The sequence below is a fragment of the Winogradskyella aquimaris genome, from assembly GCF_042676105.1.
GTDB lineage: Bacteria > Bacteroidota > Bacteroidia > Flavobacteriales > Flavobacteriaceae > Winogradskyella > Winogradskyella aquimaris.
In genome coordinates, this window is record NZ_JBHTJQ010000007.1 from 1 (window position 1) to 12082 (window position 12082).

The 12082-nt window shown below is 35.0% G+C and carries 10 protein-coding genes, 2 tRNA genes and 1 rRNA gene; 10 read left to right on the forward strand and 3 right to left on the reverse strand.

Going from position 1 to position 12082, the window contains the following annotated elements; genetic code table 11:
* Positions 1–90, forward strand: a 5S ribosomal RNA gene (gene rrf / locus ACFQ1K_RS05700); the annotation flags it as partial.
* A gap of 129 nt (positions 91–219) precedes the next feature.
* Here the strand turns inward: rrf and ACFQ1K_RS05705 are convergent.
* Complete coding sequence (locus ACFQ1K_RS05705) at positions 220–1362, reverse strand: acyl-CoA dehydrogenase (protein WP_320555779.1); 1143 nt, start codon at positions 1360–1362, stop codon at positions 220–222.
* A gap of 91 nt (positions 1363–1453) precedes the next feature.
* Between ACFQ1K_RS05705 and ACFQ1K_RS05710 the strand changes: the two genes are divergently transcribed.
* The 9 genes from ACFQ1K_RS05710 to ACFQ1K_RS05750 all read left to right on the forward strand — a co-directional run bounded on the left by ACFQ1K_RS05710 (position 1454) and on the right by ACFQ1K_RS05750 (position 8750).
* Positions 1454–2527, forward strand: a complete 1074-nt coding sequence (locus ACFQ1K_RS05710; RefSeq protein WP_320555780.1) for an anhydro-N-acetylmuramic acid kinase — start codon at positions 1454–1456, stop codon at positions 2525–2527.
* 68 nt (positions 2528–2595) lie between these two features.
* Positions 2596–3822, forward strand: a complete 1227-nt coding sequence (locus tag ACFQ1K_RS05715) for a Glu/Leu/Phe/Val dehydrogenase dimerization domain-containing protein (protein WP_320555923.1) — start codon at positions 2596–2598, stop codon at positions 3820–3822.
* Positions 3823–3837: 15 nt separating this feature from the next.
* A complete protein-coding gene (gene nhaD / locus ACFQ1K_RS05720; RefSeq protein ID WP_320555781.1) occupies positions 3838–5229 on the forward strand; it encodes a sodium:proton antiporter NhaD in 1392 nt (463 codons plus the stop codon).
* Between the two features lie 62 nt (positions 5230–5291).
* Positions 5292–5987: a MotA/TolQ/ExbB proton channel family protein gene (locus ACFQ1K_RS05725; RefSeq protein ID WP_320555782.1), complete on the forward strand. Its 696-nt coding sequence runs from the start codon at positions 5292–5294 to the stop codon at positions 5985–5987.
* Between the two features lies 1 nt (position 5988).
* On the forward strand, positions 5989–6381 hold the full coding sequence (locus ACFQ1K_RS05730; protein ID WP_320555783.1) for an ExbD/TolR family protein: 393 nt from the start codon (positions 5989–5991) through the stop codon (positions 6379–6381).
* A 46-nt stretch (positions 6382–6427) separates the two neighbouring features.
* Complete coding sequence (locus tag ACFQ1K_RS05735) at positions 6428–7276, forward strand: energy transducer TonB (RefSeq protein ID WP_320555784.1); 849 nt, start codon at positions 6428–6430, stop codon at positions 7274–7276.
* Between the two features lie 3 nt (positions 7277–7279).
* Positions 7280–8497, forward strand: coding sequence for a bifunctional folylpolyglutamate synthase/dihydrofolate synthase (locus ACFQ1K_RS05740; protein ID WP_320555785.1), 1218 nt, complete (start codon positions 7280–7282; stop codon positions 8495–8497).
* 63 nt (positions 8498–8560) lie between these two features.
* Positions 8561–8635: transfer RNA gene (locus tag ACFQ1K_RS05745), tRNA-Val, on the forward strand.
* 40 nt (positions 8636–8675) lie between these two features.
* Positions 8676–8750 (forward strand) — tRNA-Val (locus ACFQ1K_RS05750).
* Positions 8751–8788: 38 nt separating this feature from the next.
* Here ACFQ1K_RS05750 and ACFQ1K_RS05755 read toward each other — a convergent pair.
* Together ACFQ1K_RS05755 and gldJ are read right to left on the reverse strand one after the other, a co-directional pair.
* Positions 8789–10069 carry a UDP-N-acetylmuramoyl-tripeptide--D-alanyl-D-alanine ligase gene (locus ACFQ1K_RS05755; protein ID WP_320555786.1) on the reverse strand — a complete coding sequence of 427 codons (1281 nt, stop codon included), beginning with the start codon at positions 10067–10069 and terminating at the stop codon, positions 8789–8791.
* Positions 10070–10134: 65 nt separating this feature from the next.
* The gene (gene gldJ / locus ACFQ1K_RS05760; protein WP_320555787.1) at positions 10135–11814 is read right to left on the reverse strand and encodes a gliding motility lipoprotein GldJ; all 1680 of its coding nucleotides are present in this window, start codon (positions 11812–11814) and stop codon (positions 10135–10137) included.
* Positions 11815–12082 lie beyond the last annotated feature (268 nt).

Below are 12082 nucleotides of genomic sequence, written 5' to 3' on the forward strand. Positions count from 1 at the left end.
GGGGCTCACCTCTTACCATTCCGAACAGAGAAGTTAAGCCCGTTTGCGCCGATGGTACTGCATCTGTGGAAGAGTAGGTCGCCGCCTTTTTTGAAAACCCTTACCTAAACAGGTAGGGGTTTTTTGCTTTTAGGGGTATAGGAATTATGAAATATCGATTGAATAAAAAAAGTCAGCAAATTATTGCTGACTTTTTTATTATCGATAATGTTAGAAATTCTAATCTCTTAAAACTCCTCTAGAAATTACAATTTTTTGTATTTCAGAAGTACCTTCATAAATCTGAGTGATTTTTGCATCACGCATTAAACGCTCTACATGGTATTCTTTTACAAAACCATTTCCGCCGTGTATTTGAACCGCTTCTACAGTTTGTTCCATTGCGACTTTACTAGCATAAAGTTTGGCCATGGCACTTGACATGTCGTAATTGTTACCTTGATCTTTATCCCAAGCTGCTTTCATTACTAACATTCGTGCTGCTTCTATTTCAGTATGCATATCTGCTAACTTGAAAGCTATAGCTTGGTGATTTGAAATCTCTGTACCAAAAGCTTTACGTTCTTTACTGTACTTTAAAGCTAATTCATAAGCTCCAGCAGCAATACCTAAAGCTTGAGCAGCAATACCAATTCGTCCACCAGAAAGTGTTTTCATCGCGAATTTAAAGCCAAACCCATCTTCACCAATTCTATTTTCTTTAGGTACTTTAACATCGTTAAATTGCAGTGTATGTGTATCACTTCCCCTAATACCTAATTTATCTTCTTTAGGGCCAATATCAAAACCAGGTGTTCCTTTTTCAACAATAAAAGCATTAATACCTTTATGACCTTTTTCTCTATCTGTCTGAGCAATTACTAAATAGACATCACTGCGACCTCCATTAGTAATCCAATTTTTTGTACCATTAATGATATAATGGTCACCCATATCAATTGCCGTAGTTTTTTGAGACGTAGCATCACTGCCAGCTTCAGGCTCACTTAAACAAAACGCACCTATTTGTTCACCGGTTGCAAGTTTGGTAAGATATTTTTGTTTTTGTTCCTCTGAGCCATAAGCTTCAAGACCATAACAAACCAATGAGTTATTTACCGAAACCATTACCGATGCAGAGGCATCTACCTTGGATAATTCCTCCATAATTAAAACATAAGAAATGGTATCCATACCACTTCCTCCATATTTTGGATCTACCATTATTCCCATAAATCCCAATTCACCCATTTTACGAACTAAATCGTTCGGAAATGTTTGAGTATTATCACGTTCTATAACGCCAGGAAGTAACTCGGTTTGAGCAAAATCTCTTGCTGCATCTCGAATCATTAAATGTTCTTCGGTTAAGCTATAATCCATAAATTAAATTGATTGTTGATTTCTTAAAAATTTCACGCAAAGATAACGCTTTCTTGCTGTATTTTCAATAAGTAATATTATTTTTACTAATATGATAAAATCTCGTTATAAAGTAATAGCGGTTATGTCTGGCACGTCCTTAGACGGAATAGATGTTATCTACACAACTTTTGATTATAAGGGATTTTGGAGTTTTGAAATTTGTAATTCTGAAACACTTAAGTACTCATCTTATTGGAAGGAGACCTTAAGTCAACTTGTCGATAAATCGATAGACGATTTGAAGGAAATTGATTTTAAATATTCTGAATATTTAGCGAATAAAGTGTTGAGCTTTATGAAAAAATACCAAATAAAAGACTTGGATTTTGTGTCATCTCACGGTCATACGGCTCTTCATCAACCAGATAGAGGACTAACATACCAAATTGGAAATGAGCAATCTTTTGCCAATATTTTAGATTGTAAAGTCATATGTGATTTTAGGGTACAAGATGTTGATTATGGTGGGCAAGGCGCCCCATTGGTCCCGATTGGCGATAGATTACTTTTTCATGATTACGATTATTGTTTAAATTTTGGTGGATTTGCAAATGTGTCCTTTGAAGATATTAATGAGCGTATAGCTTTTGATATTTGTCCAGTAAACATTGTACTTAATCATTATGTTTCAAAACTTAATTTAGAATATGACAATAAAGGTCAAATAGCTTCAAGAGGGAAGTTGCACAATGATTTATTGAATAAACTGAATCAATTGGAGTTTTATGAAAAGCCAGCACCAAAATCATTAGGATTAGAATGGGTAAGAACTCATGTTATCCCATTAATAGATTTGTTTAAACTTGAAACGGAAGATATTTTAAGAACTTTTACGGAACATATTGCCATTCAAATAAGTAAAGTTTTAAAGGTTAAAGATTCAAAAACATTAGTCACTGGAGGTGGCGCTTATAATGATTTTTTAATTGAAAGGCTTAGGTCAAAATCGGCCTCAACAATTATAATTCCGAGTAAGGAGATCATTGAGTTTAAGGAGGCTTTGGTATTTGGTTTATTAGGAGTTTTGAAAGATAGAAAGGAAATCAATTCCTTGAGGAGTGTTACTGGTGCGAGGAGAGATCATTCCTCTGGAAAAATTTTGTTTCCTAAATCTCAAAATTAATAATTAATTCACTTTTCAGGCATTAGAGTTTTTTATATTTGTTGCTACTAACTAATTTTATTAAGTTGATAAAGGAATTACTTCACAAGTACGAAAATAAAACACCAGAAATAGTATTTCATTGGAAGGATCCTGAAACAGATGCAGAAGGATGGACGGTAATCAATTCTTTAAGAGGTGGTGCCGCAGGTGGTGGTACTAGAATGCGAAAAGGTTTAGACAGGAATGAAGTGCTGTCATTGGCAAAAACCATGGAAGTGAAATTTACAGTTTCTGGACCTGCAATAGGAGGTGCTAAATCTGGAATAAATTTTGATCCCCATGACCCAAGAAAAAAAGGGGTTTTAGAACGTTGGTATGCTGCAGTATCACCATTACTTAAGAGTTACTATGGCACTGGTGGTGATTTAAACGTTGATGAGATTCACGAGGTAATACCAATTACTGAAGAGAGTGGAGTATGGCACCCGCAAGAAGGTGTTTTCGAAGGTCATTTTAAACCAACACAGGCAGATAAAATCAATAGAATTGGGCAATTACGACAAGGAGTTATCAAAGTTATTGAAAACCAAAAATACTCCCCTGATGTATCAAGAAAGTATACCGTAGCTGATATGATAACAGGTTATGGTGTCGCTGTGGCTGCAAAACATTTCTATGCGTTAAATGGTGGTACAATAAAAGGAAAGCGAGTTGTTGTACAAGGTTTTGGTAATGTTGGAGCTGCTGCTGCTTTTTATTTTTCCCAAATGGGTGCTAAAGTTGTGGGAATTATTGACATTGTTGGCGGATTAATAAATTCCAAAGGCTTTACTTTTAAGGAGATTTCAGATTTGTATTTAAATAAAAGTGGTAATACACTTGTGGCCGAAAACCTTATACCATTTGACGAGATTAATCAAAAAATATGGTCTTTAGAAACTGAAGTGTTTGCACCATGTGCGGCCTCTAGATTAATTACAAAGGAACAAATCAATCAGATGATTGATACAGGCTTAGAAGTAATTAGTTGTGGAGCCAATGTTCCTTTTGCTGATAAAGAAATTTTCTTTGGGCCAATTATGGAGTATACTGATCAAAAAGTGAGCTTAATACCAGATTTTATTTCAAATTGTGGTATGGCAAGAGTATTTGCGTATTTTATGGAACGTAAGGTACAAATGACTGACGAAGCAATATTTAATGACACATCGAAAGTCATTAAAAAGGCCTTAAGAGAAGTAAAAAAGAATAATCCGAAGAAGGTTGGCATTAGTGAAACAGCGTTTGAGATTGCACTCAGACAATTAATATAAAATATCCCTTAATATATGGAAACCGTAATAATTCTCGTATTTGTTTTTGGTTATTTAGCCATTACACTAGAACATAATATTAAAATTGATAAGTTAATTCCAGCTCTTGTAATGATGGCCATTAGCTGGGCATTAATTTCATTAGGTATAGATGATTTTTCGCAGTGGTTTGATTCTGCAAAACATAACTTAATGGAAAACTTTGGTCTACTTAACCATGAGGAAAAAATGCACCTTATGGAAGAAACCCTACTTCATCATTTAGGCAAAACGGCTGAGATTTTAGTATTTCTTCTTGGAGCGATGACTATAGTAGAAATCATTGATTATTTTGATGGTTTTTCAACTATTAAGTCTGCTGTAAATTTTAACAGCAGAAAGAAATTACTTTGGATGTTTTCTATTTTGGCATTTGTATTATCCGCTATAATAGATAACCTTACGGCTACTATCGTATTGATATCAATACTTCAAAAAATTGTTAAGGATAGGGATGTAAGAATTTGGTTTGCAGGTTTGATTATTATTGCTGCCAATGCAGGTGGTGCATGGTCTCCGATAGGTGATGTGACCACAACCATGTTATGGATTGGTGATAAGGTATCAACAGGAAAACTATTCTCCTATCTTTTTATACCATCTGTTATATGTATGGCAGTACCGACTTTTATCGCTTCAATGCTACCAATATTTAAAGGGACAGTAGCGTTGCAGGATGAAGATAATAAGCCTAAGAGTAAATTCAGTTCTACGATGCTCTTTTTAGGTTTAGGTGCTATAATTTTTGTTCCTGTTTTTAAGGTCATAACCCATTTACCACCTTATGTTGGTATGATGTTATCTTTAGGTGTAGTGGCTATTTTTGCAGAAGTCTACAGTAATTCGAAATTCGCAATTTCAGCGTCGGGCTTGGGTGAGCATGAAGAGCATGCAAGTCATAGTCCTGTGCATTATTCTTTGTCTAAGATTGAATTACCAAGTATTCTATTCTTCTTAGGAATATTAATGGCGGTTGCTGCTTTAGAGTCCTTAGGTATTCTTTTTGGATTCGCTGATACTTTACAACAAAACATGCCTATGATGGGTACTGAATTACATGGTGAAGGTGTTTCTGATCTCGTGGTATTATTACTAGGGGTTGGGTCTGCGGTCATTGATAATGTCCCATTAGTAGCAGCCAGTTTAGGAATGTTCTCAGAGCCTATGGATAATGAATTATGGCACTTTATTGCATATTCAGCAGGTACTGGAGGTAGTATGTTAATAATAGGATCGGCAGCAGGCGTTGTAGCTATGGGTATGGAAAAAATCGACTTTTTCTGGTACTTGAAGAAAATATCCTGGCTAGCTCTTATTGGCTTTATTGCAGGGGCGGCAGCCTTTATGGTCACAAGAGCTATTTTCTAATATACTTAAGTTAAAAACTTAGCGTTATAACTTACAGAAACATTTAAACTAAATCTTTTCATATGATATTACTAAGTAATATTCAAGAAGGTACAGAAGTATTGACTGATAGTGAACAAGTTGAGAAAACCCTATCCATTATTGAGTTAATCACTAGTGGCGGAACTTCAGGAATGGTCATTATTCTGATATTATTTTTACTATTGATTGTAGCAACATATATTTATTTTGAGAGAATTTTTGCTATAAAAGCAGCGTCTAAAGTTGATTCTAACTTTATGAATCAGATCAAAGACCACGTGAGTAATGGTAAGATAGATTCCGCACAAATGCTATGTGCCCAGCAAAATTCGCCAGTATCTAGACTTATTGCAAAAGGTATTACAAGAATAGGTAAACCGCTTGAGGATATTAACACGGCCATTGAAAATGCAGGAAGACTAGAAATCTATAGTTTAGAAAAAAATGTAAGTGTTTTAGCTACTATTTCTGGTGTAGCACCAATGATTGGTTTCTTAGGAACGGTGGTTGGTATGATTCTTTCCATTTTTGAGTTAGCCAATGCAGGCGGAACGATTCAAATGGATGTATTGGCCAGTGGTCTTTATACAGCAATGACAACAACCGTAGGCGGACTTATAGTTGGTATTATTGCCTATGTAGCCTATAACCACATTGTAGTAAAGACCAATAAGGTGGTTTATCAAATGGAAGCTAATTCCGTAGAGTTTTTAGATCACTTAAACGAACCTATCTAATATGAATATTAGAGGACGAAATAAGGTAACACCGGAATTCAATATGGCATCAATGACCGATATTGTGTTCTTGTTATTGATCTTTTTTATGATTGCTTCAACATTGGTTACCACTAACGCTATTGATATTATTTTACCAAAAGCTAGTGGTAAAACCGAAAATAAAAAATCAACTGCAGTAAGTATCAAGCAAGATTTAACCTATTATATTGACCAAAAACGAGTTGGTGAAAGTGTTTTAGAAAACGAATTGGTAAAGATTCTTTCTTCTCAAGAGCAACCAACTATAGTTTTACGCGCTGAAAAATCTGTTCCAGTAGAGAATGTCGTTAAGGTAATGGACATAGCTAATAGAAATAAGTTTAAAGTAATTTTGGCTGTTCAACCTAATTAAAGCGGCACTGTTTTTGAAACTGAATTGTTGAAAAAGTTGAATTGAAGTGAAATATTTTGAGACCATACATCAACGTAATGCTGCAAGACTGACATTACTTATTGCACTCTTGTTATTTTTGTTATTATTTTTTGTTGGTCCGCACTATTTGGATCCGCCAGAAGAATATGGGGTTGCTGTTAATTTTGGAACTACAGATTTTGGTAGTGGTAGCAAACCATTGGCACAGCCAAGAGAAGCTGTTGAAGAAACGATTGTTAAAGAGTCTCAACCAGAACCCTCAGTATCTGAGCCAACAACATCTACCCAAAAGACCGAAGATGTTTTAACACAAGAAAACGCTGAAGCGTTGGCTATAAAAAAACAAAAAGAAGCAGAGGCTAAAGCAAAAATTGAGGCTGAGCGTATAGCACGCGAGAAACGTGAGGCTGAAGCAAAAAAACGTCAAGAAGAGGAAGCAAAAAAGAAAAGTTTAGATAATCTCATAGGCGGAGTAAAAAACTCTAAAGGTAATGACGATGGTGGAGAAGGAGATGATGATAAATCAGGTAATAAAGGGCAATTAGATGGTGACCCATATGCACCAAGTTATTTTGGAGGTTCGGGACCAGGTAAAGGAGGCGTAGGTTATGGTCTTGGTGGGAGAGGAAAACCATCGCGAGAAATATACAAACAAGATTGTAATGAATATGGATTAGTCGTTGTGAGAATTGAAGTTAACCGCCAAGGTAAAGTGATTAAAGCAACACCTGGTGTAAAAGGAACTCAAAATACGCACCCTTGTTTATTAGAGCCTGCAAAAAAAATAGCATTATCTCACAAATGGCCTGCGGATTCTAATGCGCCTTCTACTCAAATAGGATTTGTAAGTATTAATTTTGATATAGGTCAGTAACCAATGAATTATAATGGTACAGTTCATTGGATGTTTCAACAATTACCAATGTATCAAAACAAGGGTAAATCTGCATTTAAAAAAGATTTATCCAATACACTAAGGCTTTCAGTACACCTTAAACATCCAGAACAAAAATTCAAATCCATTCACGTTGGTGGTACCAATGGTAAAGGATCAACAAGCCATATGCTGGCATCAATACTTCAGGAAGCAGGTTATAAGGTTGGACTTTATACGTCACCTCATTTAAAAGATTTTAGAGAGCGCATAAGGATTAACGGAAAGGTTGTTTCAAAACAATTTGTCATTGGTTTTATAAAACGAAATAAAGCATTTTTAGAGTCTAACAATTTGTCTTTTTTTGAAATGACTGTTGGTATGGCTTTCGATTATTTTTCAAAACATAAGGTTGATATTGCTGTTATAGAAGTTGGGTTGGGTGGTCGCTTAGATTCAACTAATATCATTACACCAGAGCTTTCTATTATTACCAATATTGGTTTTGACCATATGCAGTTTTTAGGTGATACGCTCGAGAAGATTGCTGGTGAAAAAGCAGGTATTATAAAGGAAAACATTCCTGTCGTCATTGGGCAAACTCAAAAAGAAACAGAAGATGTTTTTAAGAATAAAGCAGCGATTACAAATTCGGACATTTATTTTGCTGATAAGCTAGTCAAAGATATCTATAATAGTGACTTAAAAGGAAGCTATCAAACACATAATATTAAGACCGTTATTCAGTCAATTGAAGTATTAAAAAAATTAGGATACAAGATTTTAAATTCAGATTTAAAAAAAGGTTTGCTAAACGTTTATAAAAATACGGGGCTTCAAGGGCGTTGGCAGATTATTCAACAAAACCCTAGGGTTATATGTGATACAGCACATAACAAAGAAGGCTTAGGTTATACCATGGATCAATTGGCGACTGAAAACTATAGCAATTTGCATATCGTTTTTGGTGTGGTCAGTGACAAGGATTTAGCTGGAATCATTCCAATATTGCCTAAAAAGGCAACTTATTATTTTTGTAAACCAAATGTGCAGAGAGGATTTGATGCTAAAGTCTTAAAAGCGGTATTTGTTAAAAACGGATTAATGGGAAATGCTTATGCTAATGTTAAAGACGCTTTTAAACAGGCTAAAAAAGCAGCAGCTAAAGATGATTTAATTTATGTTGGTGGCAGTACATTTGTGGTAGCGGAAATAATTTGATTTTTTTAATAAAAACCTTTTGAGATTTTAAAAACTAATCTATATTTGCAGTCCTAATAATTAGGGCGCGTAGCTCAGTTGGTTCAGAGCACTTGGTTTACACCCAAGGGGTCAGGGGTTCGAATCCCTTCGCGCCCACAAAAGTTCACAGAAATGTGAGCTTTTTTTATATCAATAAGGGTCATTAACTCAGTTGGTTTAGAGTGTTACCTTGACAGGGTAGAAGTCACTGGTTCGAATCCAGTATGACCCACAAAAAAAGTCCAAACGTGAGTTTGGACTTTTTTTGTTCTAGATGTGTTCCAATAGACGTTCTAGTGCCATTCCTCTTGACCCTTTAATTAAAACTGTAGCGTTGTTTAAGTCCAAGTTTTTCAAAACCAATTTTAAATCTTCGAACGTTTTGAATTTTTGAGTCGTTGTTTTTGTGGTGGTCAGATAAAAATTCTCGCCAATTAAGTAAATATTATCCTTAAAATTTTCTTCTGCAAATTGAACAATAGTTTGGTGTTCTTTTTTTGCCACTTCTCCAAGTTCAAACATATCACCTAAAAACAAAAATTTCTTCGGAGCTGTTAATTGCTTTAGATTTTTAAGTGCTGCTAACATACTAGTGGGGTTAGCATTGTAAGCATCTAAGATAATTTTGACAGAGCCCTTTTCAATTACTTCAGAGCGATTGTTGTTTGATCGATATAATTCAATAGCAGTTTTTATATTTTTGGTATCCACCCTAAAATACTGACCTATAGCTACGGCAACAGCGATATTAACATAATTATAGTCACCTATCAGTTGACTTTTAATAAGCGTGTCATCATACTCTAGTGTTACGAAAGGATTGGCTTCTTTAAAGTGAACCACACATTCATTATCTGAGTCTTCACCAAATGTTATGATGTTCTTATAGTCACCTATTTGTTTAATTTGTTTGGAGTCATCTGTGTTAATAAATGCCTTTTTTTGATGTGATTTAATAAAATCATATAATTCCGATTTCCCTTTTATTACACCTTCTACACCACCAAACCCTTCAAGATGGGCTTTACCAAAATTGGTAATGAGGCCATAATCAGGTTGTGCAATAAGGCTCAAAAACTCAATCTCTTTTTGATGATTGGCGCCCATCTCTACAATACCAAAATCCAAGGATTTTGTAAACGATAATAATGTCAATGGTACTCCAATGTGGTTGTTAAGATTACCGTTGGTCGCTTTAACATTGTAGGTTGTTGATAAGACTGCATTGATCAATTCTTTGGTGGTTGTTTTACCATTACTACCAGTAAGTGCTATGATTGGTACGCCGATTTTATTTCTATGATGGGTCGCCAAGTTTTGTAGTGTTGTTAATACATCAGCGACCAAAATACATTGTGAATTTATGACGGCATCCTTATCATCTACGACACAGTATTTTGCACCTTTTTCAAAGGCTTGTTCAACAAATTGATTTCCGTCAAATTGCTCTCCTTTTAAAGCAAAGTATATGTCGTCTTTTTTGATTTTTCGGGTATCTGTAGAAACCGAAGCACAAGCTTCGAATTTCTCATAAATCGATTCTATTTCCATAGGACTAAAAATAAAAAAGTCCTGATAAAATTATCAGGACTTTTTTAATATTATTTTACTAATAATTAGTTACGTTTCTTTTGTGACTTTACAGATTTAGAGCCTACTCTAGATACCGCACATCTGAAGCCAATATAGTCAGTTGCCATATCTTGTGGGAAGTAACGACGTTGAGCAGGATCTATCCAATATGCTCTGTCTCTCCATGACCCACCCTTATAAACTCTAACTTCATCATTAATGAGAGAGGTTCTGTTGTTTGATTTATCGTACTCTCTGATAAGTTTACCTTCTGTAGAATCTACTTCAACTTTGTGATCTGGTGAATTATACATTTTTCTTGTTGTATTGACTCTATCATCACCTTCATCAAAACTTTCTCTGTAATAACGTGACGAACGTTTGTCACCATCTCTAAAGTTTCTGTTATCGCTCTTATCGAATTGAGTTCTTAAATAAGTGTCTTCTTCATCAACAGGAACTTTAGCAATTTCGCCAGGAAGGTTTCGAGCAATGATTTTACCATTACTTAGAGTGTCATATACTATTTCGTCAACAGTCACAATTTTTACTGTACCGTCTTCATTCAAGGCATTTTTAGTGTAAACATTACCTCTGTAATAGTTAAAGTCATTAAATTCATCATCAACAATTGGACGATAAACATCAGCTACCCACTCAGCAACATTACCAGCCATATCATAAAGACCGTAATCATTAGGTTGGTAGGACTTAACCTCAGCGGTAATATCAGCACCATCATCAGACCATCCTGCAATTCCACCGTAATCTCCTTTGCCTTGTTTAAAGTTAGCTAACTGATCACCGCGATTAACACGCTTACCTGATCTTGTATATTGTCCATCCCATGGGTATTTTTTACGACCTCTGTAGACATTATAACTTCTTAACTCACTCATACCTAGTGCAGCATATTCCCATTCTGCTTCGGTTGGTAGTCTGTATTTTACAGGAATCAGACCTGATTCTCTGTTTGCGTATACATTTATAGGGTTTCCATCAGCATCTGTTTGCTGTCTTCTTTTTCCACCTTCTAAAACCTCTGAGTTACCTCCGTAAGTTTCGGTAGGTGCGTTAATATACGTGTCAACATCAAAAGTACTTTCAGCACTTAAGTCGGTGTATTGTGCATCTCTTTTAATATAACCAGCTTCTTGTAAAGACATTTCTGCTACACGGTTAGATCTCCAATTGGCATATTCAACAGCTTGTATCCAACTAACACCAACAACAGGATAATTTGCATAACCAGGATGACGAAGGTAATTTTCGGTCATCATCTCGTTATAACCAAGGCGGTTTCTCCATACTAGAGTGTCAGGAAGTGCACCTTTGTAAATTAATGCATAATTTGGATCGTCTGGTGGGTAAACTCTCTTTAGGTAGTCTAGGTAAAACAAATAATTAAGGTTTGTAACCTCAGTCTCATCCATATAAAATGACTGAATATGCTGTTGAGTTGGAGTATTATTCCAATCGTGCATTGGATCATCTTGTACTTTACCCATGGTAAATGTACCACCTTCTATAAATGCAGTACCAGGAGGTGTTTCTTGTTCTTTGAAACTGGTATTGTATTGAAAACCACCGTTTTTATCGTTGATTTTCCAACCAGTTGCACTATCAACATTGCTGGAGTTAGATGAGCGTTTACAACTAACTATGCTAGTTAAAAGCGCAAGGGCAATTAAAAATTTTAGGTTTGAGACATTTTTCATATCCATATATTTAAGTAAGCTCGTTAAATTTTTAGTTCCGCAATATAACAATTAAAGGTAAACCGACAACTTTTTTTTGTCTTAAAATTCAAAAAAATATGCATTTCATCCCTTTTTTTGAACCGAATAACGGATTTTTGGTCGATTTTACGGTGTATTTTGCCCTTTAATAACGGTGACTAAAATAAATTATTGTTGTATTTTTGAAATAAAAATTGCTATACTATAATAAGCCTTAGAATTAGTCGTTATTTTACTGTATTTTAAATAATAT

What these genes read in the sequence shown, in the direction of transcription:
- ACFQ1K_RS05740 (WP_320555785.1), top strand. Translation starts at nt 7,280, where the DNA reads ATGAATTATAATGGTACAGTTCATTGGATGTTTCAACAATTACCAATG.
- gldJ (WP_320555787.1), bottom strand. Translation starts at nt 11,814, where the DNA reads ATGGATATGAAAAATGTCTCAAACCTAAAATTTTTAATTGCCCTTGCG.
- ACFQ1K_RS05725 (WP_320555782.1), top strand. Translation starts at nt 5,292, where the DNA reads ATGATATTACTAAGTAATATTCAAGAAGGTACAGAAGTATTGACTGAT.
- ACFQ1K_RS05730 (WP_320555783.1), top strand. Translation starts at nt 5,989, where the DNA reads ATGAATATTAGAGGACGAAATAAGGTAACACCGGAATTCAATATGGCA.
- ACFQ1K_RS05710 (WP_320555780.1), top strand. Translation starts at nt 1,454, where the DNA reads ATGATAAAATCTCGTTATAAAGTAATAGCGGTTATGTCTGGCACGTCC.
- nhaD (WP_320555781.1), top strand. Translation starts at nt 3,838, where the DNA reads ATGGAAACCGTAATAATTCTCGTATTTGTTTTTGGTTATTTAGCCATT.
- ACFQ1K_RS05705 (WP_320555779.1), bottom strand. Translation starts at nt 1,362, where the DNA reads ATGGATTATAGCTTAACCGAAGAACATTTAATGATTCGAGATGCAGCA.
- ACFQ1K_RS05755 (WP_320555786.1), bottom strand. Translation starts at nt 10,069, where the DNA reads ATGGAAATAGAATCGATTTATGAGAAATTCGAAGCTTGTGCTTCGGTT.